We start from the raw sequence: 25,013 nt of genomic DNA, 5'->3' as shown, positions 1-25,013 counted from the left end.
TACTTTTCTTTGCAGCGGATTGCCATGCCCCGGATAAAAAAACTACTGGGAAAAGACCAGATCAAAGCCCCGTTTAACCCGTTTCGTTTTCGCCTGATCTGCGTTGGCGTGCTGACCTGCATGGTGGTGCTGCTGGCGCGCATCGCCGATCTGCAGTTTCTGAACCAGCCGATGCTGGAGCATGAGGCGGATCAGCGCTCGCTGCGCACCGTTACGCTGCCGACCAACCGCGGCACCCTGCTGGATCGCAACGGCGAAGCGCTGGCGCTCTCGGTGCCGTCGCGCGACGTTATCGCCGATCCGATGCGCGTGCTGGAGGCGAATCCCGACTTCCTTAGCGCCAAATGGGCCTATCTGGCCTCGGCGCTCAATATGCGTCCCGAGCAGATCGCCGCGCAGATCACCGCCAATCCGAAACGCCGCTTTCTCTATCTGGGCCGCAAGGTCGAGCTTGGCATCGCCAAAGATATTGCCGAGCTGCACCTGAAGGGCATCAGCGAGGTCTATGACGACAGCCGTTTCTATCCCATGAGCGAGGCGGCCGCGCCGCTGATCGGCATCGTCGGCGCGGACAATATCGGCCTGAACGGGCTGGAGAAGGGCTACGACAAGATTTTGCAGGGCGTGCCGGGCAAAGAGGTGTACCGCCAGGATGCCGCAGGCCACATTATTTCCATGCTGAGCTATACGCCGCCGACCCAGCCGCCGACGGTGCAGCTCAGCATCGACAAGTTCGATCAGTACACCCTTTACAGCAAGCTGCGCGACGGCGTGCTGCTCAACAAAGCGGACTCCGGCGCGGCGGTGCTGGTGAAGATCGACACCGGCGAAATTCTCGGTATGGCCTCTTATCCGTCGTTTAACCCCAACAACTACGACGGCGCCACGCCGGCGCAGATGCGCAACGCGGCGATCAACGACAGCTACGAGCCGGGTTCAACGGTGAAGCCGCTGGTGGTGATGGAGGGGCTGGAGCGCCATCTGGTGCGCCCCGATTCGGTGATCGACACCACCCCCTACCGGGTCAACGGCCACCTGATCCGCGACGTTGGCCACTGGCCGCGTCTGACCATGACCGGCATTCTGCAAAAATCGAGCGACATTGGCGTCTCCCATATTGCGCTGGCGATGCCTGCCGAGGCGCTGGTCAATACCTATCAGGCCTTTGGCCTCGGCAAACCCACCGGCCTGGGGCTGACCGGCGAGAGCGTTGGCTACTTTCCGGCGCACCGTCAGCGCTGGGCCGATATCGAGCGCGCGACCTTCTCCTTCGGCTATGGGCTGCGCGTGACGCCGCTGCAGATTGCGCGTGAATACGCCACGCTCGGCTCGTTCGGCGTTTACCGCCCGCTGTCGATTACCCGCGTGACGCCGCCGGTGCTCGGCAAGCAGGTGGCGAACCCGGAAACGGTAAAAGAGGTGGTGCATATGCTGGAGAGCGACGTGCTGCCAGGCGGCACCGGTATCAAAGCGGCGGTGCCGGGCTACCGGCTGGCGACCAAAACCGGTACGGCGGAGAAGATGGGCGACAGCGGCAAATATGACGGCGGCTATATCAACTATACCGCTGGCGTTGCGCCTGCCAGCCATCCAGAGGTGGCGCTGGTGGTGATGATCAACCATCCCACCGCCGGCGATCACTTCGGCGGCTCGGTTGCCGCGCCGATCTTCGGTAATATCATGGGGCCGGTGCTGAAGCATATGAATATCGCGCCGGACGCTATCTACAGCAAGCCTTCAGATAAATCTTAGAAAAATCAGCATGTAACCAGGTAGCGAAATTATTCATACCTGGTTTCATTTCCCCGAATTCCGTTGCGTTTTCGCGCTGTTTTGTCCCGCCGCAGAGTGCGAGGATAACAGTCCCAGAGGTATTGATAGGTGCGAAAACGCGCTGCACCATGCAGCGGCATCCGCAAGGATAATCCACCCTGTTTATTGCACCAACCCACGCGGATGCGTGGGTTTTTTTTTGCCTGCTGTAACCGCTTTGCCACCTTCTCACATCTCTTAACCTGCTCTTAACGCTTTGCCACGAACAAAAAAATCGCCGCTGTGGCAGGCTACTTGCAACGAAACGTTGTGCCGCATTCCATAACGGATCGCCAGCCTTTTGCGGCGTGGGTAGCGTCGCAAAAGGCGTTTTATCGCTGATGGAAGAACCTATGCCGAAAACTAAAGATCGAACGCCGCGCGGTGAGGGGAAATCCGCTGCGTTTCAACTGCGCATTCCGCTTCAGCTGCACCAGCAGCTGCGCGAACTCACCGAGGCGGAAAACGTCACGCTCGGCTGCTGGCTGAAAGAGCTGGCGCGGCGCGAGCTGCGTCGTCGCGGCATCATCCCTCAGGGATAAGCTGGCTCGATCCTGAACAAAACGTGCGGGATCGCCGCACGAAAGGTTTAGGGTTATCGTTTGGAAAATATATTTTACGCAACCTTGACAGCTTCCTGAACCGCCTCTCCCTACAATAGTTCTCCTTCTGAGAGTAATCACTCTCATTACTTTCACTTGCTTATGATGAGAAGAACTATGCGCCTGAAACTCCTTTCTGCCAGCGTAGTGTTTTTACTGGCGGCCTGCGATCAGGGAGGCGGCCAGCCTGCGGCCTCCAGCGTGCCGCAAGTGGGCGTTACCACGGTAAACAGCCAGCCCGTAACGCTGCTGACGCAGCTCCCCGGCCGCACTAACGCGGTGAAAACGGCTGAGGTGCGCCCGCAGGTCAGCGGCGTGGTGCAGAAGCTGCTGTTTACCGAAGGCGGCGAAGTGAAGGCGGGGCAGCCGCTCTACCAGATCGATCCGGCCACCTATAAAGCGGCCTATGACAAAGCGCTGGCGACCTGGCAGAACGACGCCATGGTCGTTAAGCGCTATCAGCCGCTGGCAGCGGCGCACGCCATCAGCCAGCAGACCTACGACGACGCCGTCGCCGCCGAGCGCACCGCCAAAGCTGACGTCGAGACCGCCAAAGTCAACCTCGACTACACGCTGGTGAAAGCGCCAATAGCCGGGCATATCAGCCGCTCGCTGGTCACCGCCGGCGCGCTGGTCACCAACGGCCAGACCGACTATCTCGCCACCATTCAGCAACTCGATCCGATCTACGTCGACGTCAGCGAATCGGTCGCCGATCTGCTGCGCCTGCGTCGCGCCATGGCGCAGGGCAAGCTGGCAAAGGTGGACGACAACACCGCCGCCGTGAAGCTGCAGCTGGAAGATGGCAGCGCCTATCCGCTGGAGGGCAAGCTCGCCTTCTCTGAGGTGAACGTCAGCGAAACCACCGGCACTGTAGTGCTGCGCGCCGTTTTCCCCAATCCGCATAACGAGCTGCTGCCCGGCATGTACGTGCATGCCATTCTGCCGCAGGGGGTACAGCAGCAGGGCATTCTGCTGCCGCAGGAGGCGATCATGCATGACACCAAAGGGCAGCCCTACGTCTACGTCGTCAAAGGGGACAGCAGCGTCGAACAGCGCAGCATCACCACCGGTGAGATGGTGAAAGGAGACTGGCTGGTCAACAGCGGCCTGAAGAGCGGCGAGCAGGTGATCGTGAATGGTCTGCAAAACGTGCGCAGCGGCAGCAAGGTCAAGGCCGTGGCCGCCAACACTCAGGATACGCCTGACGCAGGCAGCGTCAGCCTGTCGATGACCGATCCGTCGGCCCAGTAAGGAGAGGTCATGTCTACATTCTTTATCAAGCGTCCGATTTTCGCCTGGGTTGTGGCGATCATCGTGATGCTGGTCGGCGCCATCGCCGCGCTGAACCTGCCGGTTAATCAGTATCCCGATATTTCGCCGCCGGCGGTGTCGATCTCGGTAACCTATCCAGGCGCCAGCGCGGAAACCACACAGAACACCGTGGTGCAGGTGATCGAACAGCAGCTTAACGGGCTGGACGGCCTGCGCTATCTCGAGTCGAGCAGCGCCAGCGACGGCAGCGCGCAGATCATCGCCACCTTTAACCAGGGCATCAACCCCGATATCGCTCAGGTGCAGGTGCAGGACCGCGTCTCGCTGGCCGAGTCGCAGCTTCCTTCCGACGTCACCCAGCAGGGCATCCGCATCCGCAAGTACCAGAAGAACTTTATGATGGTGATCGGCCTGATCTCGAAAGACGGCAAGCTGAGCAACAGCGATCTGGCGGATATGCTGGTGTCGAAGCTGGAGGATCCCATCTCGCGCACCAAAGGCGTAGGCGACTTTATGGTGCTGGGCTCGGAGTATGCGATGCGCATCTGGCTCGATCCGGCGAAACTCTACAAATATAACCTGATGCCGAGCGACGTCAGCACCGCCATCAGCAACCAGAACGTGCAGGTGTCGTCCGGCTCGCTCGGCGGCCTGCCGACCATTCCCGACGCCAAAACCAGCGCCACTATTCTCGGTAAGTCGCGCTTCACCACGGTGAAGCAGTTTGAAAACGTGCTGCTCAAGGTCAACAGCGACGGCGCGCAGATCCGCCTGAAGGATGTCGCCAGCGTGGCGCTGGGGCCGCAGAGCTACACCATCGACTCGATCATGAACGGCAAGCCCTCCGCCGGCATTGCGCTGCGCCTGGCGACCGGCGCCAACGAGCTAGATACCGCCAACGCGGTGCGCGCCACTATCGCCTCGCTGAAGGATGCGCTGCCGGACAACGTCGAGGTCACCTACCCCTACGACACCTCGCCGGTGGTGAGCGCCTCGATCGAAGAAGTGGTGAAAACCCTGATCGAAGCGATCGTGCTGGTTTTCTTCGTGATGCTGATCTTCCTGCAGAATCTGCGTGCCACGCTGATCACCACCATGGTGGTTCCGGTGGTGCTGCTCGGCACCTTCGGCATTCTTGCCGCCTTCGGCTACAGCGTAAACACCCTGACGATGTTCGGCATGGTGCTGGCGATAGGGCTGCTGGTGGATGACGCCATCGTGGTGGTAGAGAACGTCGAACGCGTGATGCATGAAGAGCGGCTCGATCCAGAAGCCGCCACCATTAAGTCGATGCAGCAGATCCAGGGCGCGCTGTTCGGCATCGCGCTGGTGCTCTCGGCGGTGCTGCTGCCGATGGCCTTTTTCTCCGGCTCGACCGGCGTGATTTATCGCCAGTTCTCTATCACCATCGTGTCGGCGATGGCGCTCTCGGTGCTGATGGCGCTGATTTTCACCCCGGCACTCTGCGCCACGCTGCTGAAGCGCGCCTCGGCGGAGCATAAAACCACCGGCCTGGCGGGCTGGTTCAACCGCCATTTCGACAGTGGCACGCTGCACTACCAGCGCGGCGTCAGCAAAGTGATTTCGCGGCGCGGCCTGTTTATCGTGATCTATCTGGCGATCGTCGGCGTCACCGGCTTCCTCTTCACCCGCGTGCCGACCACCTTTCTGCCCGATGAAGATCAGGGGCTGATGATGGTGCAGGTGACGCTGCCGGTGAACGCCTCGTCGCAGCGCACGCAGCAGGTGCTGAACGACCTCAACGCCTACCTGCAAAAGAACGAAGCCTCGGTGGTCACCACCATGTTCGGCGTCAACGGCTTTAACTTTGCCGGACGCGGGCAGAACAGCGGCATGGCCTTTGTGCGCACCAAAGACTGGAGCGAGCGGACGCAGAGCGGCCAGAGCGTCAAGGCGCTGGCGGCGCGCATCAGCGCCCATTTCGCCAGCTACCCGAACGCCAGGATCTTTGCCATGGTGCCGCCTGCGGTGATGGAGCTGGGCAACGCCACCGGCTTCGACTTCTATCTGCAGGATACCGCCGGGCACAGCCATCAGCAGATGATGGACGCGACTCATCAGTTCGTGCAGCTGGCGAACCAGGATCCGCGTCTGGCGCAGGTGTGCATGAACGGCATGGAAGATGAGCCGATGTTCCAGCTGGAGATCAACGACGAACGCGCCAGCGCGCTCGGCCTCAGCATGACTGACATCAATAACACGCTATCGGTGGCCTGGGGATCCAGCTATATCGACCAGTTTATGTACAACGGCCGCGTCAAGCAGGTCTACCTGATGGGCAAGGCGGCGTCGCGCGTCAAGCCGGAAGATCTCAACAAGTGGTATTTCCGCAACAGCAGCGGAACCATGGTGCCGTTCTCCGCCTTCGCCAGCGGCAAATGGGTCAGCGGCTCGCCACACTTTGAACGCTTCAACGGCATGACCGCAGAGGAGATACAGGGCTCGCCGGCGGCGGGCTACAGCAGCGGTGAGGCGATGAAGGCGGTTGAAGCGATCGCGGCGAAGCTGCCGAAGGGCTTCCGCGTGCAGTGGTACGGCATCTCCTATGAGGAGCAGGCGTCTGGCTCGCAGACCACGCAGCTCTATGCCATCTCGATCCTCGTGGTGTTTCTCTGCCTGGCGGCGCTCTATGAGAGCTGGTCGATCCCGCTGTCGGTGATCCTGGTAGTGCCGCTCGGCATTCTCGGCACCATCAGCGCGGTGCTGCTGCGCGGCCTGCAGAACGACGTCTTCTTTCAGGTCGGGCTGCTGACCACCGTCGGACTGGCGGCGAAAAACGCCATCCTGATCGTCGAGTTCGCCAAAGAGCTACACGAGCGCGAAGGCAGAACCCTGGTCGAGGCGGCGGTCGAGGCGGCGCGGCTGCGTATCCGACCCATCATCATGACCTCGATGGCCTTTATTCTCGGCGTGCTGCCGCTGACGATATCCAACGGCGCGGGCGCGGGCAGTCAGCACTCTATCGGCACGGCGGTGGCGGGCGGGATGATTACCGCCACCTTCCTCGCCATCTTTTTTGTTCCCATGTTCTATGTGGTGGTGGCGCAACTCTTCTCACGTAAGAAGAGCAACGCGGCCGCTGAGGAAATAAATCATGATCGTTAATATTCGCTGGACGCTGCCGCCGCTGGCTCTGCTGCTTACGGCCTGTAGCTTACAGCCTGAATACCATCGTCCGGCGATGCCGGTAGAGACGAGCTACGACCAGCCGACGCCGGTCGGCAACGTGGCGGATCTGCCGTGGCAGAGCTTCTTTACCGACGCCGGCATGCGCCAGCTGATCGCGCTGTCGCTGCAAAACAACCGCGATCTGCGCGTCGCGGCGCTCAACGTCGAGCAGGCGCGCGCCACGGTGCAGGTCAACCGCGCCGCGCTGCTGCCGTCGATCAGCGCCACCGCCAGCCAGACCTCGGCGCACGAGCCGGCCAATCTCTACAACACCAAAACCACCGGCGCGGTGACCTATCACGAGCTAAACGCCGGGCTGGGCGTCACCTCGTGGGAGCTCGACTTCTTCGGCCGTCTGCGCAGCCTGAGCAACGAGGCGCAGGAGCAGTATCTCTCCACCGAGGCGACCGAGCGCGCCACGCGTATTTCGCTGATCGCCCAGGTGGCGTCGGCCTGGCTGACGCTCTGTTCCGATAACGATCTGCTGCATCTGGCGCAGCAGACCGCGCAGAGCCAGCAGAAATCGTACCAGCTGACGCAGCTCAGCTATCGCGGCGGGGTGAGTAGCAATCTGGACGTGGCGCAGGCGGAGAGCACGGTGCGCAGCGCCGAGGCGGACGTGGCGAGCTACACGCGCCAGGTGCGCCAGGATGTAGACGCGCTGCGCCTGCTGGCGGGCGCCGATCTACCGGTCGATCTGCTGAAAAACGCCACGCTGAACAGCCGCTGGGACTTCCCGGCGACGCCGGCTGGGCTGCCGTCCGATCTGCTGACGCGCCGCCCGGACATTATCGCCGCCGAGCATACGCTGAAGGCGGCCAACGCCAATATCGGCGCAGCGCGCGCCGCCTTTTTCCCCAGCATCTCGCTGACCACGTCGGGCGGCTCGACCAGCAGTTCGCTGGGGCATCTGCTGGAGGGCGGCACCGCTTCCTGGTCTTTTGTGCCCTCCATCAACCTGCCGATCTTCGACGGCGGCGTGAACCAGGCCAACCTGGATATCGCCCATATCGAGAAGCGCATCGAGGTTGCTAACTATGAGAAGGCGATCCAGACCGCATTTAAAGAGGTGAACGACGCGCTGGCCGGACAGGACACCTGGCAGGATCAACTGGCGGTCCTGGAAAAAGAGGTAGCGGCGAACCAGCGCGATTACGATTATTCTGAATTGCGCTACAAGCAAGGCGTTGACAACTATCTGAATGTGTTGGTGGCGCAGCGTTCGCTCTATAGTGCGCGCCAGGCGTGGATCGCCGCGCGTCTGGGCCAGCTAAACCAGAAAATTACGCTGTATGAAGCGCTGGGCGGCGGCTGGAAAGCCTGATTTTTCTTAACGAAACCCTTACGGTTTGCCGATGGAAAAATAGCCGCGCTTTCGCGGATAATACGCGAAGTGATAATTCAAAGACTCAATAATCCCCTGAAAAAAAGGGGATTTTTTCCTTTTTACTCCAGGCAAGATGTTAACCATGACTAATGCGTCCCGCTCTTCCCGTTCCCGCTGGCTTAAATGGCTGCTGCTGTTAATCCTGATGGTGATTATTGCCGGCGTCGTCTGGCGCGTGCTGCCGTTCGGCAAAGGGCAGGGGGCGATGCCGCCCGGCGGACGCCACGCGGGACGCGGCGGGCCGCCGGACATGGCGATGATGGGCGGCGCCACCACCCTGGTGCACAGCGGCGTGGCGACCACCGCCGACGTGCCGGTCTACCTGAACGCGCTCGGCACGGTGATTCCCAACGCCAGCGTCACCGTCACCAGCCGCGTCGACGGCCAGCTGGAGAAGGTCTATTTCACCGAAGGGCAGAAAGTGGAGGCGGGGCAGTTGCTGGCGCAGATTGACCCGCGCAGCTTCCAGGCGACGCTGAATCAGTACCAGGCTGAGCTGAGCGAAAATCAGGCGCTGCTGAAAAGCGCCGAGCTGACGCTGGCGCGCTACCGCAAGCTTTACGCGCAGGACTCGCTGGCGCGTCAGGACCTCGACACCCAGACTGCCACCGTCGGCCAGTATCGCGGCGCGGTGGCCGCTGACCAGGCGCAGATCGCCAGCGCGAAGCTGAGCATCGAGTATGCGCGCATCACCGCGCCGGTCAGCGGCCGCGTCGGGCTGCGGCTGGTGGACCCGGGCAATATGGTGCAGAGCTCCAGCACCACCGGCCTGGTGACCATTACCCAGATGCAGCCCGCCGCTGCCACCTTTAGCGTGCCGCAGAGCCATATCCCCGAGCTGATCAAGGCGCTGCACAGCGGCCAGGCGCTGCCGGTCACCGCGTTCGACCAGGACAACAGCCGCGCGCTGGCGCAGGGCGAGGTGAGGTTCATCAGCAACCAGATCGACACCAGCACCGGCACCGTGGCGCTGAAGGCGACCTTCGCCAACGAGGATGAGGCGCTCTACGCCAACCAGTTCGTTAATCTGCGTTTGCAGACCCGCACCCTGAAAGGGGCGACGGTGATCCCGTCGCAGGCGCTGCAGCTGAGCAGCGACGGCAGCTTTGTCTTCCTTATCAATAAAGACAACAGCGTGACGCGCAAAGCGGTCTCCGCCGGCCCGGCGTTCGGTGACGACAAGCAGGCGATCCTCAAGGGCGTTGAACCCGGCGACCGCCTGGTGACCGAAGGCATCGATCGCCTGACCAACGGCAGCAAAGTCGCGCTGGCGGATGAGACGCAACCGACCGCAACCGCCGAGGCAAAATGAACCCGTCACGCCTGTTTATCCTGCGCCCGGTCGCCACCATCCTGCTGATGGTGGGCGTGCTGGTCGCCGGCATTTTCGCCTATAAATTTCTCTCTACCTCGGCGCTGCCGCAGGTGGACTACCCGACGATTCAGGTTACCACGCTCTATCCCGGTGCCAGCCCCGACGTGATGGCTTCGTCGGTCACCTCGCCGCTGGAGCGTCAGCTGGGGCAGATGGCGGGGCTGAGCCAGATGAGCTCCACCAGCTCCAGCGGCTCCTCCATCATTACCCTGAAGTTCGGCCTCGATCTCTCGCTCGACGTGGCGGAGCAGGAGGTGCAGGCGGCGATTAACGCTGCGAATAATCTACTGCCGAGCGATCTGCCCAATCCGCCGACCTATAAAAAGGTCAACCCGGCGGACAGCGCGGTGATCACCCTGGCGGCCAGTTCAGATAACCTGCCGCTGACCCAGGTGCAGGATCTGGTCAATACCCGCGTGGCGCTGAAGCTGTCGCAGATCTCCGGCGTCGGCATGGTGACGCTGGCGGGCGGCCATCAGCCGGCGATCCGCGTGCAGATGAACCCGACGGCGCTCGCCGCCCATCATCTGACGCTGGAAGACGTTAATACGCTGATTAGCAACAGCAACGTCAACGGCTCGAAGGGCGGCTTTGACGGCAAATATCACTCGGTCACCATCGACGCCAACGACCAGCTGCGCACCGCCGACGAGTACGGCAACCTGATCCTCACTTACCAGAACGGCGCGGCGCTGCGCCTGAAGGATATCGCCCATATCGAGCAGGGGCCGGAGAACAGCTTCCAGTCCGCCTGGGCCAACAACAGCCCGGCGATTGTTATCAGCGTACAGCGCCAGCCGGGCGCCAACGTGATCCAGGTAGTGGACAACATCAAGGCGGCGCTGCCGACCCTGCAGGCCGCGCTGCCGGACGGCGTGAAGATGACCATTCTCTCTGACCGCACACAGACCATCCGCGCCTCCATCAGCGACGTGCAGTTCGAGCTGATGCTCTCCATCGCGCTGGTGGTGATGGTGACCTTCCTTTTTCTGCGCAACGTGGCGGCGACGCTGATCCCCAGCGTGGCGGTGCCGCTGTCGCTGGTGGGCACGTTCGGCGTGATGTATCTGGCGGGCTTCAGCCTCAATAACCTGTCGCTGATGGCGCTGACCATCGCCACCGGCTTTGTTATCGATGACGCTATCGTGGTGGTGGAAAATATTTCGCGGCGGCTGGAGGAGGGCGAAACCCCGATGCAGGCGGCGCTGAAAGGGTCGCAGCAGATCGGCTTCACTATTATCTCGCTGACCTTCTCGCTGATTGCGGTGCTGATCCCGCTGCTGTTTATGGGCGACGTGGTGGGGCGACTGTTCCGCGAGTTTGCCATCACGCTGGCGGTGTCGATTCTGGTCTCAATGCTGGTCTCGCTGACCCTGACGCCGATGCTGTGCGCCTACCTGCTGCGCCATATCCCGCCGGAGCGGCAGTCGCGCTTTGCGCGCAAGGGCGGCGAGCTGTTCGACAAGCTGATCCGCGGCTACGATCGGCTGCTGACGGTGGTGCTCAACCACCAGAAGCTGACGCTGCTGGTGGCGCTGGCGACCTTTGCGCTGACCGCGCTGCTCTATATGGCGGTGCCGAAAGGCTTCTTCCCGACCCAGGACACCGGGCTGATCCAGGGTATTACGCTGGCGTCGCAGGATGTCTCCTTTAGCGAGATGGCGAAGCGTCAGCAGGCGCTGGCGAAGGTGGTGCTGGCGAATCCGGCGGTAGAGAGCGTCTCTTCCACTATCGGCATTGACGGCAACAATACCAGCCTCAACAGCGGGCGGCTGCAAATCAACCTGAAGTCGTTTGACCAGCGCGACGACAAGGCCGACGTGGTGATCAAACAGCTGCAGCAGGCGGCGAAGCAGGTGGTGGGCATCCAGCTCTTTATGCAGCCGGCGCAGGATCTGACGGTTAACGACCAGGTGACGCCGAGCCAGTATCAGTTCACCCTCGACGACGCCGACAGCGAAAACCTGGTGACCTGGTCGCCGCAGCTGGTGGCGGCGCTGCAGAAGCGGGCGGAATTTAACGGTGTGGTAAGCAATTTGCAGGATCAGGGGCGCGTGGCCTATGTCGAACTGAACCGCGATAAAGCGGCGCGCTACGGCATTACCGCGTCGGACGTCGATACTGCGCTTTATAACGCCTTTGGCCAGCGTCTGGTGTCGACTATCTTTACCCAGTCGAACCAGTATCGCGTGGTGCTGGAGGTGGCGCCCGCTTATCAGCAGTCGCCCGCCTCTTTTGAGGATGTCTATCTGCAGCCCGCCACCAGCGACAGTTCGGCGACAGGTTCAACCTCCTCTTCGACCTCGACCTCGACCTCGACCTCGACCTCGACGTCAACCTCCGCCAGCGACAGCACCAGCAGCGGTATGGTAAAGCTGACCGCTGTCGCCACTATCCACCAGCGCGCTGGTTCGCTGATGCATATGCGCCTGAATCAGTTCCCGGCGGTGATGATCTCCTTTAACCTCAACAGCGGCTACTCGCTGGAGGATGGGCAGAAGGCGATCGCCGAGGTGCGGCAGCAGCTGCAGATGCCGTCGAGCATTACGCTGCGCTACCAGGGCGAAACCTCCGCCTTCCAGAGCGCCACCGGCAACACCCTGTGGCTGATCCTCGCGGCGCTGCTCACCATGTACGTGGTGCTGGGCATTCTCTACGAGAGCTTTATTCACCCGGTGACCATCCTCTCCACGCTGCCGTCGGCGGCGGTCGGCGCGCTGCTGACGCTGCTGCTGGCGGGCAGCGAATTTAGCCTGATTGCGCTAATTGGCGTGATCCTGCTGATCGGTATCGTGAAGAAGAACGCCATTATGATGATCGACTTTGCGCTGGAGGCGGAGAACAAGCAGCACCTCAGCCCGCGCGAGGCGATCCATCAGGCCTGCCTGCTGCGCTTTCGTCCGATTCTGATGACCACCATGGCAGCGCTGCTCGGCGCGCTGCCGCTGATGCTGGCGTCGGGATCGGGCGCGGAGCTGCGCCAGCCGCTGGGGCTGGTGATCGTCGGCGGCTTGATCGTCAGCCAGGTGCTGACGCTCTTCTCCACGCCGGTGATCTATCTCTGGTTTGACGCGCTTGCGCAGCGCGGCAACGCCTGGGTGAAACGCCGCCAGCAGCAGTCGCGAGGCGCGTCATGAACCTGACGCGGCTGTTTATTTTCCGTCCGGTCGCCACGCTGCTGCTGACGCTGGCGATTCTGCTGCTCGGCGCCCTCGGCTATCGGCTGCTGCCGGTCGCGCCGCTGCCGCAGGTCGATTTCCCTACTATTATGGTGAGCGCCAGCCTGGCGGGTGCCAGCCCGGAAACCATGGCGGCGACGGTGGCGACGCCGCTGGAGCGCGCGCTGGGGCAGATCGCCGGCATCACCGAAATGACCTCCAGCAGCTCGCAGGGATCCGCCAATATTATTTTGCAGTTTGAGCTGAACCGCGATATCAACGGCGCGGCGCGCGACGTGCAGGCGGCGATCAACGCCTCGCGCAGCCTGCTGCCGAGCAGCATGGAGTCGCTGCCGACCTACCACAAAGCTAACCCTTCCGATGCGCCCATCGTGATGCTGGCGCTCACCTCTGAAACCCGCTCGGCGGGCGAGCTTTACGATCTGGCGGAAAGCAAGATTGAGCAGGCGATGGGGCAGGTAAAGGGCGTGGGCGAGGTGTCGCTGATGGGCAGCGCGCTGCCGGCGGTGCGGATCGATCTGCAGCCGCAGAAGCTGACCCACTACGGTATTTCGCTGGATCGGGTGCGCAGCGCCATCGCCAGCAGCACCACCAACCTGCCGAAGGGGATGCTGCAGGGCAGCAGCCAGTCGTGGGTGGTGGACAGCAACGGCCAGCTCGACAAGGCGGCGCAGTATCGCGATCTCATCGTCAGCTATCAGGATGGCAAGGCGGTGCGGCTGCATGACGTCGCTACCGTCTACGACTCGGTGGAGGATCAGTATCAGGCCGGTTTCCTTAACGCCGCGCCGTCGGTGATGATCGGCATTAAGCGCCAGGCGGGCGCCAATATGCTCGACACCATCGACGCCATTAAGGCGCAGCTGCCGGCGCTGGAGAGAGATCTGCCCGCCGATACCCAGCTCAAAGTGGTGATCGACCGTTCGCCTGGGGTGCGCGCCTCGCTCTACGACACTGAAGAGACGCTGCTGATCGCCGTGCTGCTGGTGATCGCCGTGGTGTTTGTCTTCCTGCGCAACCTGCAGGCGGTGGTGATCCCGGCGCTGGCGCTGCCGGTGTCGCTGATCGGCACCTGCGCGGTGATGTATCTGCTGGGCTACAGCCTCGACAACCTGTCGCTAATGGCGCTGATTATCTCCACCGGCTTTGTGGTGGATGACGCCATCGTGGTGCTGGAGAATATCACGCGCCATATTGAAGAGGGCTCAGGGCCGGTGCGCGCGGCGGTGCGCGGTGCGCGCGAGGTGAGCTTTACCGTGCTGTCGATGACGGTATCGCTGATCGCGGTGTTTATTCCCATCCTGCTGATGGGCAGCATTGTTGGCCGTCTGTTCCGCGAGTTCGCCATTACGCTCACCGTGTCGCTGCTGATCTCGATGTTTGTTTCCCTCAGCCTGACGCCGATGCTCTGCTCGCGGTTGCTGAAGCGCAAGCCGCGCGTCAGCAAACGGCCGCATCCGCTCTATCAGTTTATCGAGAACCGGCTCAATGCGCTGCTGGCGGCCTATGCGCGCGGGCTCGACTGGGTGATGCGCCACCAGAAGCTGACGATGCTCAGCCTGCTGCTCACCGTGCTGCTCAATCTGTTTCTCTATACCGTGGTGCAGAAGGGCTTCTTTCCCAATCAGGATACCGGCGTGCTGATGGGCGCGCTGCGCGCCGACCAGAACATCTCCTTTCAGGCGATGAAGCCGAAGATGCTGATGTTTACCAAAATTATTCAGGCCGATCCGGCGGTAGAGAGCGTGATGTCCTCAATGGGCAGCGGCATGTTCGGCTCGCGCAACAGCGCTAACTTCTTTGTGCGGCTGAAGGATCTCGACCAGCGCGACGCCACCGCCACCGAAGTGGCCAACCGGCTGAGCATGAAAACCAGCCATATCGCAGGGGCGCAGATGTTCCTGATGGCGGCGCAGGATCTGCATATCGGCGGCCGCAGCGCCAACGCCAGCTATCAGTACAGCCTGCAGGCGGACGATCTCGATCTGCTGCGCACCTGGACGCCGAAAGTGCAGGCGGCGCTGGCGGCGATCCCGCAGCTCAACAGCGTCGATTCCGACTCGCAAACCGGCGGTCAGGAGGTGGTGATCGCTATCGATCGCGACCGCGCCACGCGCCTCGGCGTCAACGTGCAGATGCTCGACACCCTGCTGAACAACGCCTTCAGCCAGCGCCAGGTCGCTACGCTCTATCACACGCTGAATCAGTATCACGTGGTGATGTCGCTTAACGACAGCTACACGCGCGATCCGGCGATTTTGCAGCAGCTCTACGTGATTAACGACAGCGGCGACCGGGTGCCGCTCTCCGCCTTCGCGACCCTGACCAGCGGCAACGCGCCGCTGTCGGTAGCGCATCAGGGGCAGTCGGCCACCAGCACCCTCGCGTTTAACCTTAACGACGGCGTCTCGCTGGAGCAGGCGCAGGCGCTGATTAAGCAGGCGATGGCGAAGCTCGGTTTGCCTTCCAGCATCCAGGCCGGTTTCGCCGGCACCGCCGCCGCCTTTGGCCAGCTGACGGCCACCATGCCCTGGCTGATTCTGGCGGCGCTGGCGGCGGTCTATATCGTGCTGGGCGTGCTCTACGAGAGCTATGTGCATCCGCTGACCATTCTCTCAACGCTGCCGTCGGCAGGCGTCGGCGCGCTGCTGCTGCTGCTGCTCACCGACACGCAGCTCACGCTGATTGCGCTAATCGGCATCATCCTGCTGATCGGCATCGTCAAAAAGAACGCCATTATGATGATCGACTTCGCGCTCGACGCCGAGCGCCGTCTCGGCCTGTCGCCGCAGCAGGCGATCGTGCAGACGTGCCTGATGCGCTTTCGCCCCATTATGATGACCACGCTGGCGGCCTTTTTCGGCGCGCTGCCGCTGGCGCTCGGCAGCGGCGGCGACGCCGATCTGCGCAGCCCGCTCGGTATGGCAATCGCGGGCGGGCTGGCGCTGAGCCAGCTGCTGACCCTGTTTACCACGCCGGTCGTCTACCTCTGGCTCGACCGCCTGAGTCGCGCCACCCAACGTCAGTGGCGCCGCTTGCGCCATGCGGAATCCTGATCAATGAAAAAGTTTTCTCTCGCTTTACTGCTGCTGCTCGGCGGCTGCGTCGTCGGCCCCGACTATCAGCGCCCCAGCGCCAGCGTGCCGCTGCACTATAAAGAGGCCAAAGGCTGGCAGCGCGCCGCGCCGCAGGATGACCAGAACAAAGGTGAATGGTGGCGGGTCTATCACGACGACACCCTGAGCGGCCTGCTGCAGCAGGTGAGCATCTCTAACCAGAATGTCGCCAGCTACGCCGCCCAGTACCGCGAAGCGCAGGCGCTGGCCGCCCAGTCGCGCGCCGCGCTCTTCCCGACCATCGGCTATGACGCCAGCGGGACGCGCAGCGGCACCCGTTCAACCAGCAGCGGCGCGCGCAGTGTCACCAACAGCAACTCGGCGCAGCTGAGCGCCAGCTGGGAGGTGGATCTGTGGGGCAAACTGCGGCGCACCCGGGAAGAGAACGCCGCCAGCGCCCAGGCGAGCGCCGCCGAGCTGGCGAACGTGACGCTCAGCGCCCAGTCGGAGCTGGCGCAGGACTATTTTCAGCTGCGCATTATGGATGAGAAGATCGCCCGCTATCAGCAGAGCGTGGCGGCCTACGAGCGCTACCTGAAGATCATCGGCAATAAATATCAGGCGGGTAGCGAATCGCGCGCCACCCTGGCCCAGGCGCAGATGCAGCTGGAGAGCGCCCGCGCCTCGGCGCTCGACCAGCAGTGGCAGCGCGCCCAGCTGGAGCACGCCATCGCGCTGCTGATCGGCAAAGCGCCCGCCGACTTCAGCCTGCCGGCGACGAAGCTGACCGCAACGCTGCCGCCGCTGCCGCAGGCGCTGCCGTCGCAGTTGCTGCAGCGCCGACCCGATATCGCTTATGCCGAGCGCAACGTCGCCGCCGCCAACGCCGCGGTCGGCGTGGCGATAGCTGGCTACTATCCCGATTTGACGCTGAGCGCCAGCGGCGGCACCAGCGCCTCGGCGCTGCATAATCTTTTCTCGCTGCCTTACCGCGTCTGGTCGCTCGGCCCCGATCTGAGCGGCACGCTGCTCGACTTCGGCGCCACCTCGGCGAAGGTGGATCAGGCGCGCGCCGCCTACGACGCCAGCGTCGCCAGCTATCGGCTGGCGGTGCTGACGGCGATGCAGGAAGTCGAGGACGATCTGGTGGAGCTGAACACCCTCACCGAGGAGCTGGGGGCCCAGCAGCGCGCCACCGACGCCGCGCGCGAGTCGGCGCGCGTAACGCGCAACCAGTATGAAGCGGGCATGATCGACTATCTCGACGTCGCCACCACTGAAACCAGCAGCCTGAGCGCGCAGCAGAGCCTGCTGTCGCTGCAAAGCACGCAGTGGGCCACCAGCGTAGCGCTGATCGCCGCGCTCGGCGGCGGCTGGCAGCCGACGCCCTAAATCGCGCCTTGACGCTTGTCGAACGACGCCAGATCCTGCATCGTTAGTAACCTTTTTAACGATGCTAAGGAGCTGGCATGTTGTTTAGATTTTTTCGTCTACTCTGCCGTCTGTTGTGGCGGGTGGAACTGCGCGGCGACGCCGCCGCGCTGCATCAGGACAAAGTGCTGATCGCGCCGAACCATATGTCTTTTCTTGACGGCGTGCTGCTGGCGCTGTTCCTGCCGGTCAGGCCGGTTTTCGCCGTTTACTCCGCCGTGAGCGAGCGGTGGTATATGCGGCTGGTGAAGCCGCTGATCGATTTTGTTCCGCTCGATCCAACCCGGCCGATGTCGATCAAGCAGCTGGTGCGGCTGATCGACAGCGGCCGCCCGGTGGTGATCTTCCCGGAAGGGCGCATTACCGTCACCGGCTCGCTGATGAAGATCTACAGCGGTGCGGGTTTCGTCGCCGCCAAATCCCAGGCCAACGTGGTGCCGATGCGCATCGAGGGGGCCGAGTACACCCCTTTCGGCCGCCTGGCGGGGGTCTTTAAGCGCCGTCTTTTTCCCCGTATCACCCTGACCATCCTGCCGGCGACGCGCATTCCGATGCCGGAGGCGAAGCGGGCGCGCGACCGGCGCCAGCTCGCGGGCGAGCACCTGCACCATATTATGATGGAGGCGCGCATGGCGGTGCGCCCGCGCGAAACGCTCTATGACGCCTTCCTTAACGCCCGCACCCGCTACGGCGCGTTTAAGCCCTGCATCGAAGATGTCAATATGCAGCCCGACAGCTATACCGGGCTGCTGAAAAAGGCGCTCGGCGTCGGGCGCATTCTTGAGCGCTACAGCCAGCCGGGTGAGATTGTCGGCCTGCTGCTGCCCAACGCGACGGTGACCGCGGCGGCAATTCTCGGCGCGTCGATGCGCGGGCGCGTGCCGGCGATGCTTAACTACACCGCCGGGGTCAAGGGCATGGGCGCGGCGCTGACCGCGTCGCAGGTGAAAACCGTCTTTACCTCGCGCCAGTTTCTGGAGAAGGGCAACCTCTGGCATCTGCCGCAGGGGCTGACCGGGGTTGAGTGGATCTATCTGGAGGATCTGCGCGACACCGTGACCACCCAGGACAAGCTCTGGATCCTGGCACACCTGCTGCTGCCGCGCCGCGCGCAGGTGGCGCGCCAGCCGGAAGAGGCGGCGATGGTGCTGTTCACTTCCGGCTCGGAAGGCAACCCCAAAGGCGTGGTGCATTCCCATAAAAGCCTGCTGGCGAACGTGGAGCAGATCCGCACCGTGGCGGACTTTACCCCGCGCGATAAGTTTATGTCGGCGCTGCCGCTGTTCCACGCCTTCGGTCTGACGGTGGGGCTGTTTACGCCGCTGATGACCGGCGCGCAGGTATTTCTCTACCCCAGCCCGCTGCACTATCGCATCGTGCCGGAGCTGGTCTACGACCGCAACTGCACCGTGCTGTTCGGCACCTCGACCTTTCTCGGCAACTATGCGCGCTTTGCCGCGCCTTACGATTTCGCCCGCGTGCGCTATGTGGTGGCGGGCGCGGAGAAGCTGCAGGAAGCGACGCGCCAGATCTATATGGAGAAGTACGGCATCCGCATTCTTGAGGGCTACGGCGTGACCGAGTGCGCGCCGGTGGTGGCAATCAACGTGCCGATGGCGGCGAAACCGCACACCGTGGGCCGCATTCTGCCGGGCATGGATTCGCGTCTGATGTCGGTAGAGGGCATTGAACAGGGCGGTCGGCTGCAGCTGCGCGGGCCGAACATCATGAAGGGCTACCTGCGGGTTGAGAACCCCGGCGTGCTGGAAGCGCCCGCCGCCGACAACGGCGAAGGGCAGCTGGAGGCGGGCTGGTACGATACCGGCGATATCGTCAGCTTTGACGAAGGCGGCTTCTGTCAGATTCAGGGACGCGCCAAACGCTTCGCCAAGATTGCCGGTGAGATGGTGTCGCTGGAGAGCGTCGAGCAGATCGCCCTGAAGGCGTCGCCGGAGAAACAGCACGCGGCGTCGCTGCGCGCCGACGGCAACCGCGGCGAAGCGCTGGTGCTGTTTACCACCGACGCCGAACTCAAGCGCGACGCGCTGCAGAAAGCGGCGCGCGAGCTGGGCGCGCCGGAGCTGGCCGTGCCGCGCGATATCCGCGTGATGAAACAGCTGCCGATGCTGGGCAGCGGCAAGCCGGACTATGTCAGCCTGAAACAGCTGGCGGAAGAGGAGCAGGCATGAAGAGTCCAGAGGCGCAGGCGCTATCCCTGCGATCGCGCGGCATGCTGGCGGTAATGTGTGCGCAGTTTTTTTCCGCCTTTGGCGACAACGCGCTGCTTTTTGCCACCCTGGCGCTGCTGAAAAGCGAGCTCTATCCCGACTGGAGCCAGCCGGTGATGCAGATGCTGTTCGTCGCCGCCTATATTCTGCTGGCGCCCTTTGTCGGCCAGATGGCGGACAGCTTCGCCAAAGGCCGGGTAATGATGCTCGCCAACAGCCTCAAGCTGCTGGGCGCACTGCTGATCTGCTCTGGCTTCAATCCTTTTGTGGGCTATACGCTGGTGGGCATCGGCGCGGCGGCCTACTCGCCCGCCAAGTACGGCATTCTCACCGAGCTGACTTCCGGCGAGAAGCTGGTAAAAGCCAACGGCATGATGGAAAGCTCTACCATCGCCGCAATCCTGCTTGGGTCGGTATCGGGCGGCGCGCTTGCCGACTGGAGCCTGTCGGCGGCGCTGGCGCTCTGCGCAGCCACCTACGCGGTGGCGGTGGCGGCGAACCTGATGATTCCGAAGCTTAGCGCGGCGCGACCGGGGCAGAGCTGGCACCTCGGCGCCATGCTGCGCCGCTTTTTCCAGGCCTGCTCGACGCTGTGGCATAACGGCGAGACGCGCTTTTCCATTCTTGGCACCAGCCTGTTCTGGGGCGCAGGCGTAACGCTGCGCTTTCTGCTGGTGCTGTGGGTGCCGGTGGCGCTCGGCATCAGCGACAACGCCACGCCGACCACGCTTAACGCGATGGTGGCGATCGGCATCGTAGTCGGGGCCGGCGCGGCGGCGAAGCTGGTTACGCTGGAGACGGTGCGCCGCTGCATGCCTGCCGGCGTGCTGATCGGCGTGATGGTGGCGATCTTCTCGCTGCAGCATTCACTGCTGAGCGCCTACCTGCTGCTGATGGTCATTGGCGCGCTGGGCGGCTTTTTTGTGGTGCCGCTCAATGCGGTACTGCAGGCGCGTGGTAAGGCGAGCGTTGGCGCAGGCAATGCGATTGCGGTGCAGAACTTCGGCGAGAATATCGCCATGCTGGTGATGCTGGGGCTCTATACGCTGGCGGTAAAAGCGGGCGCGCCCGCAGTGGCGACCGGCGTCGGCTTCGGCGCGCTGTTTGCGCTGGCGATCGCGGTGCTGTGGCTATGGCGGCCAAAAGCCGCCGCGCGTTAAAACAGGCGGTTCTGGTGCGATAGTCAACCGCGCACTGGCGTGATGCGGTTGAGTCCGGCCAGCGCCGCCGCGTTAGCCTGCCGCCACGGCTGTTGTGACGTGGCGGCAGAAAGCGCGCTGAGCTGCCTGTTGCCGCGCTCTTTTTTCTTCTCTTTAGCTTTCACCTGGCAGCCTGCGCGCCTCGTGCGCCACGTTAGCTTTCACCCAGCAGCCTGCGCGCCTCGCGCGCCACGTTTTCCATCTCATCCTGCAGCTCCAGCAGCTCCGGCTCCAGATCGTCGATATCGCCGCTCTGGCGCAGGTTTTTCTCCAGCTGGCGGCAGAGCTGCTTCATGCGAGGCACCCCGCTGTAGCTGGCGCTGCCGTGCAGCTTATGGATGATTTCGCGCAGGCCCTGCGCATCTTTCGCCGCCATAAAGGCGTCGAGCTTCTGCTGTACCTCGGGCAGAAAGTCGAGCAGCATCTTCAGCATATCGCGCGCCAGGTCGGGTTTATTCGCCGCCTGGCGCAGCGCCAGCTCCCAGTCGAGCGAGGGCGAAACCGTCGGCACCGGCGCGGCTACCGCAGGCAGCGCCGGGCTGTAACGCGCCAGCAGCTGGCTGAGCCGGGTTTCGTCGATCGGCTTCGCCAGATAGTCGTTCATGCCGGCTTTGATCAGATGTTCGCGCTCGCCGTCGATGGCGTGCGCGGTAACCGCCACAATCGGCGTACTGGCGTGCAGCGGCAGGCTGCGAATAATTTCGCTGGCGCGGATGCCGTCGATCTCCGGCATCTGGATATCCATCAGGATAATATCCAGCGGCTGGGTGCGCGCCGCGGCGATCGCCTGCTCGGCGTTGTTGCACAGCAGGATATGCTGCACCTGCTCCTCCAGCAGCGCGCCGATCAGCTTGAGGTTGGCGGGGTTGTCATCCACCGCCATAACCCGCAGCGGCAGGCGCGCGCCGTTGGGCAGTTCGCTGCGCTGGCGCGTATGCAGATCGGCCAGCAGCGGCAGCAGTCGCGTGGTGGAGACCGGCTTGGTGATGCAGCCGTGAATGCCGCGCACCTTGAGCCGGTCCGCCAGCAGCATCATGGCGCTCGGCAGCGCCAGCAGCACGCAGTCGGCGCGATTGAGCAGGGCGTCGATAAAGGCATCGTCCAGCAACGCCTGCTGCGTGATATCAATCGGCAGCCCGACCAGCAGCAGCGGATAGTGCGGCTCGCGCAGCCCCGACAGTGTTTCGCTGTGCTCGATCTGCAGCGGCGTCACGCGCAGCATCTTCAGCGTTGCGTCGGCCGAGGCGGCGTGCGCCTCGACGTAGGCCATGCGCGAGCGCGACAGGGCGTCGAGCGCGCGCGGCAGCGTCGGCGCGTTGGGATTGAGATCGAGCGGTATCCGCACCCAGAAGGTCGAGCCTTCATCGACGCGGCTGTGGAAGGCGATCTCGCCGCCCATTTCGCTGACCAGCTTCTGGGTGATCGCCAGACCCAGCCCGGTGCCGCCGTGGCGACGGGAGATGCTGGCGTCAGCCTGGCGAAACGCCTGAAACAGCTGGGTTTGCTGCTGCTCGGAAATGCCGATGCCCGAGTCATGTACCTGAATCTCCAGCTCGACGCGCGTGGCGCTGACGTTGCGCTGTTCGACGCGCAGATCGATAGTGCCGCGCTCGGTAAACTTAATGGCGTTGCCCAGCAGGTTGATCAGAATCTGCTGCAGGCGCAGCGGATCGCCAATCACGTTATCCGGCACGCTGCAGTCGCACAGCACCGTCAGCTCCAGCCCTTTTTCGTGCGCCGACGGCGCCAGCAGCACGATGGTTTCATCCAGGGTGGCGCGCAGCGGGAAGGGAATCGACTCCAGCACCAGCTTGCCCGCTTCCAGCTTAGAGAAGTCGAGCACGTCGTTGATAATGCTCAGCAGATTATTCGCCGAGCGCTCGATGGTCTGCATATAGTCGCGCTGGGTGGCGCCGAGCGCGGTTTTCAGCATCTGGCGGGTAAAGCCGACCACGCCGTTGAGCGGGGTGCGCAGCTCGTGAGACATATTGGCGAGGAACTCCGACTTGATGCGCGCCGCTTCCTGGGCGCGCTTTTTCGCCAGGTCCAGCTCGACGTTCTGAATTTCAAGCTGCTCCAGCGTTTCCCGCAGATCCCAGGTCGCCTGATCGATATTGTGCTGCATCTCTTCGTGGTAGGCGGTGAGCGACATCGCCATGGCGTTGATGCCGTTTTTCAGAATGCTCAGCTCTCCCAGCATATAGCCCTCGACGCGGCTGTCGAGCTGGCCGCGGCGAATGCGGTCGACGGTGGTAACCATATTGCGAATCGGGCCGGTAACGTCACGCATCAGGCGGTAGGCAAACAGCATGGCGATGCAGAGACAGAACAGCAGCATCAGGGTGGCGACAAAGACCTCTTTATACTGCTGCAAACGCACCGACTGAAGATCGAGCTCAATCGCCACGTAGCCGAGCGGATTGCCCGCCGGTTTCGCCACTTCGCTGGGCTGTTCATCTGTCGCATAGTGTTCAGCGGTAATTGGCGTGCGCAGGATCAGCAGCGTGCCGTGGCGCTCCATCGAGACGTCGTCCGGCAGCGCGTGGATATCCTCTTTCTGCATCAGGCCGAGGTTTTGGTTGCTGTTCGAGGTGACGTAGAGGCGGTTATTGTTGTCGAACACGGAAATGGCGCGGACAATATCGGAATGACGACGGTGCAGCAGGCTGACCAGCGCGCGCAGCGCTTCGCGGTCGTGCCAGGTCATACTGTATTCGCTGGAGACCGCCAGCGGCTCAATGATGCTGGCGCCCGCGTCCACCACCTGCCGCTGCAGTTCGTTGTAGCGATGCACCACGAAAAACGAGCTAAGCAGCAGCCCAATCAGTAACGTCGGCGCCAGAATTAAAATCATCATTCGCGCCCGCAGGCTGTATTTCGTCATAATAGTCGCTGGCTTAACCCGTTATCCTGTGCGCAACAACGCGCGCACGCTGAATTTTATTGAGAATGTAGAACACTATGGCGCAATTTTACTCCGCAAAACAGCGCGTGACGACTAAGCAACGCATTACCGTTACCGTGGACGAACTCGACCCCTTTGGCCAGGGCGTGGCACGGCATCAGGGTAAAACCCTGTTTATCAGCGGCGCGCTGCCCGGCGAACAGGCGGAAGTGACGCTGGTGGAGGAGAAGCGCCAGTACGCGCGCGGCAAGGCAACGCGGCTGCTCAGCCTCAGCCCGGAGCGCGTGACGCCGCGCTGCCCGCACTTTACCCGCTGCGGCGGCTGTCAGCAGCAGCATGCCGCCGAGCCGCTGCAGCAGCACAGCAAAGCGGCGGCGCTGTCGCGCATGCTGAGCCAGGCGGCGCAGCGCACCGTCGCGGTGGACGCCATCCTCGCCGGGCCCGCCTGGGGCTACCGCCGTCGCGCGCGCCTCGGCCTGCAGTGGCAGCCTAAAACGCGCGAGCTGCGGATGGGATTTCGTCAGGAGGCGAGCAACGATCTGGTGGCGATTCGCACCTGCCCCATTCTGGCGCCCGAACTTGAAGCGCTGCTGCTGCCGTTGCGCGACTGCCTTAGCGCGCTCAGGGCGGCCAGCCGGCTGGGGCATCTTGAGCTGGTGCTGGCGGATAACGGGCCGCTGGTGGTGTTGCGCCATCTCGACGCGCTGCACGCCGACGACCGCGAAAAACTGGAACGTTTTTCGCATGAGCAGAGGCTGATGCTGTTTCTCGACGATGGCGAGCGGCTGGAGCAGGTGCGCGGCGACGAGCCCTTTTACCACTCGGGCGACGTGCGGTTGACCTTTAGCCCGCAGGACTTTATTCAGGTCAACGACGCGGTTAACCAGCAGATGGTGGCGCAGGCGATCGCCTGGCTCGATCTGCAGCCGGAAGATCGCGTGCTCGATCTCTTTTGCGGCATGGGAAACTTTACGATCCCTGTAGGAAAAATCGTACAAAATGCTGTGGGTGTGGAGGGTGTTGCAGCATTAGTGCGACAGGCAGCGTATAATGCGCAACTGAATAATCTTAAAAATGTCCGCTTTTTCCAGCATAACCTGGAGGAAGATGTCACGCGCCAGCCATGGGCGGCGCAGGGATTTAACAAGGTATTGCTCGATCCGGCGCGCGCCGGGGCTGCGGGCGTGATGGCGCATCTGGTTAAACTTGCGCCGGAGCGCGTGGTCTATGTTTCGTGTAATCCTACAACGCTTGCTCGCGACAGCCAGACATTGCTGTCGGCGGGCTACCATCTGGAAAGGGTCGCGATGCTGGATATGTTCCCTCATACCCGTCATCTCGAATCCATGGTGCTGTTCAGCAAAACATAAGCGGC

General features: G+C 62.8%; 14 protein-coding genes. 12 read left to right on the top strand and 2 right to left on the bottom strand.

All coding sequences use genetic code 11. The features are described 5' to 3' along the window. Nucleotides 1-24 precede the first annotated feature (24 nt). The 11 genes from MHZ97_RS07645 (at nucleotide 25) to lplT (ending at nucleotide 20,694) form a co-directional block, all read left to right on the top strand. On the top strand, nucleotides 25-1,752 hold the full coding sequence (locus MHZ97_RS07645; protein ID WP_239314238.1) for a penicillin-binding transpeptidase domain-containing protein: 1,728 nt from the start codon (nucleotides 25-27) through the stop codon (nucleotides 1,750-1,752). Nucleotides 1,753-2,165: 413 nt separating this feature from the next. Beyond that, nucleotides 2,166-2,354 (top strand): toxin-antitoxin system HicB family antitoxin, encoded by a 189-nt coding sequence (locus MHZ97_RS07640; RefSeq protein ID WP_103794791.1) that lies wholly within the window; start codon nucleotides 2,166-2,168, stop codon nucleotides 2,352-2,354. Nucleotides 2,355-2,531: 177 nt separating this feature from the next. Then, a complete protein-coding gene (locus tag MHZ97_RS07635) occupies nucleotides 2,532-3,668 on the top strand; it encodes an efflux RND transporter periplasmic adaptor subunit (protein ID WP_239314237.1) in 1,137 nt (378 codons plus the stop codon). 9 nt (nucleotides 3,669-3,677) lie between these two features. Beyond that, nucleotides 3,678-6,815, top strand: a complete 3,138-nt coding sequence (locus MHZ97_RS07630; RefSeq protein ID WP_239314236.1) for an efflux RND transporter permease subunit — start codon at nucleotides 3,678-3,680, stop codon at nucleotides 6,813-6,815. Then, nucleotides 6,805-8,202, top strand: coding sequence for an efflux transporter outer membrane subunit (locus tag MHZ97_RS07625; RefSeq protein ID WP_239314235.1), 1,398 nt, complete (start codon nucleotides 6,805-6,807; stop codon nucleotides 8,200-8,202). The genes MHZ97_RS07630 and MHZ97_RS07625 overlap by 11 nt, the downstream gene beginning before the upstream one ends. 145 nt (nucleotides 8,203-8,347) lie before the next feature. Next, entirely contained in the window at nucleotides 8,348-9,577 is a 1,230-nt protein-coding gene (locus tag MHZ97_RS07620; RefSeq protein WP_239314234.1) for an MdtA/MuxA family multidrug efflux RND transporter periplasmic adaptor subunit, read from the top strand. Beyond that, on the top strand, nucleotides 9,574-12,777 hold the full coding sequence (locus MHZ97_RS07615) for an efflux RND transporter permease subunit (protein ID WP_239314233.1): 3,204 nt from the start codon (nucleotides 9,574-9,576) through the stop codon (nucleotides 12,775-12,777). The genes MHZ97_RS07620 and MHZ97_RS07615 overlap by 4 nt, the downstream gene beginning before the upstream one ends. Next, nucleotides 12,774-15,875, top strand: a complete 3,102-nt coding sequence (locus tag MHZ97_RS07610; RefSeq protein ID WP_239314232.1) for an efflux RND transporter permease subunit — start codon at nucleotides 12,774-12,776, stop codon at nucleotides 15,873-15,875. Before MHZ97_RS07615 ends, MHZ97_RS07610 begins: the two co-directional genes overlap by 4 nt. Before the next feature lie 3 nt (nucleotides 15,876-15,878). Then, a complete protein-coding gene (locus MHZ97_RS07605) occupies nucleotides 15,879-17,267 on the top strand; it encodes an efflux transporter outer membrane subunit (protein ID WP_239314231.1) in 1,389 nt (462 codons plus the stop codon). 77 nt (nucleotides 17,268-17,344) lie between these two features. Beyond that, nucleotides 17,345-19,495: a bifunctional acyl-ACP--phospholipid O-acyltransferase/long-chain-fatty-acid--ACP ligase gene (gene aas, locus MHZ97_RS07600; RefSeq protein WP_239314230.1), complete on the top strand. Its 2,151-nt coding sequence runs from the start codon at nucleotides 17,345-17,347 to the stop codon at nucleotides 19,493-19,495. Beyond that, nucleotides 19,492-20,694, top strand: coding sequence for a lysophospholipid transporter LplT (lplT, locus tag MHZ97_RS07595; RefSeq protein ID WP_239314229.1), 1,203 nt, complete (start codon nucleotides 19,492-19,494; stop codon nucleotides 20,692-20,694). The genes aas and lplT overlap by 4 nt, the downstream gene beginning before the upstream one ends. A gap of 23 nt (nucleotides 20,695-20,717) precedes the next feature. Here the strand turns inward: lplT and MHZ97_RS07590 are convergent, their stop codons facing one another. After that, nucleotides 20,718-20,858, bottom strand: a complete 141-nt coding sequence (locus MHZ97_RS07590) for a hypothetical protein (RefSeq protein WP_158253386.1) — start codon at nucleotides 20,856-20,858, stop codon at nucleotides 20,718-20,720. Nucleotides 20,859-20,887: 29 nt separating this feature from the next. Further along, nucleotides 20,888-23,617, bottom strand: a complete 2,730-nt coding sequence (gene barA, locus MHZ97_RS07585) for a two-component sensor histidine kinase BarA (protein WP_239314228.1) — start codon at nucleotides 23,615-23,617, stop codon at nucleotides 20,888-20,890. Nucleotides 23,618-23,694: 77 nt separating this feature from the next. On the opposite strand from barA, the gene rlmD reads away from it, so the two are divergent. Further along, complete coding sequence (rlmD, locus tag MHZ97_RS07580; RefSeq protein WP_239314227.1) at nucleotides 23,695-25,008, top strand: 23S rRNA (uracil(1939)-C(5))-methyltransferase RlmD; 1,314 nt, start codon at nucleotides 23,695-23,697, stop codon at nucleotides 25,006-25,008. The last annotated feature ends 5 nt before the right edge of the window (nucleotides 25,009-25,013 follow it).

Origin of the sequence: Pantoea sp. ACRSC, from assembly GCF_022346785.1 — a bacterium.
Taxonomy (GTDB): domain Bacteria; phylum Pseudomonadota; class Gammaproteobacteria; order Enterobacterales; family Enterobacteriaceae; genus Pantoea; species Pantoea alvi.
This window is presented reverse-complemented; position numbering and strand designations above follow the sequence as displayed.

What these genes read in the sequence shown, in the direction of transcription:
- MHZ97_RS07620 (WP_239314234.1), top strand. Translation starts at nt 8,348, where the DNA reads ATGACTAATGCGTCCCGCTCTTCCCGTTCCCGCTGGCTTAAATGGCTG.
- MHZ97_RS07610 (WP_239314232.1), top strand. Translation starts at nt 12,774, where the DNA reads ATGAACCTGACGCGGCTGTTTATTTTCCGTCCGGTCGCCACGCTGCTG.
- MHZ97_RS07640 (WP_103794791.1), top strand. Translation starts at nt 2,166, where the DNA reads ATGCCGAAAACTAAAGATCGAACGCCGCGCGGTGAGGGGAAATCCGCT.
- MHZ97_RS07615 (WP_239314233.1), top strand. Translation starts at nt 9,574, where the DNA reads ATGAACCCGTCACGCCTGTTTATCCTGCGCCCGGTCGCCACCATCCTG.
- lplT (WP_239314229.1), top strand. Translation starts at nt 19,492, where the DNA reads ATGAAGAGTCCAGAGGCGCAGGCGCTATCCCTGCGATCGCGCGGCATG.
- MHZ97_RS07625 (WP_239314235.1), top strand. Translation starts at nt 6,805, where the DNA reads ATGATCGTTAATATTCGCTGGACGCTGCCGCCGCTGGCTCTGCTGCTT.
- rlmD (WP_239314227.1), top strand. Translation starts at nt 23,695, where the DNA reads ATGGCGCAATTTTACTCCGCAAAACAGCGCGTGACGACTAAGCAACGC.
- MHZ97_RS07630 (WP_239314236.1), top strand. Translation starts at nt 3,678, where the DNA reads ATGTCTACATTCTTTATCAAGCGTCCGATTTTCGCCTGGGTTGTGGCG.
- MHZ97_RS07605 (WP_239314231.1), top strand. Translation starts at nt 15,879, where the DNA reads ATGAAAAAGTTTTCTCTCGCTTTACTGCTGCTGCTCGGCGGCTGCGTC.
- aas (WP_239314230.1), top strand. Translation starts at nt 17,345, where the DNA reads ATGTTGTTTAGATTTTTTCGTCTACTCTGCCGTCTGTTGTGGCGGGTG.
- barA (WP_239314228.1), bottom strand. Translation starts at nt 23,617, where the DNA reads ATGACGAAATACAGCCTGCGGGCGCGAATGATGATTTTAATTCTGGCG.
- MHZ97_RS07635 (WP_239314237.1), top strand. Translation starts at nt 2,532, where the DNA reads ATGCGCCTGAAACTCCTTTCTGCCAGCGTAGTGTTTTTACTGGCGGCC.
- MHZ97_RS07645 (WP_239314238.1), top strand. Translation starts at nt 25, where the DNA reads ATGCCCCGGATAAAAAAACTACTGGGAAAAGACCAGATCAAAGCCCCG.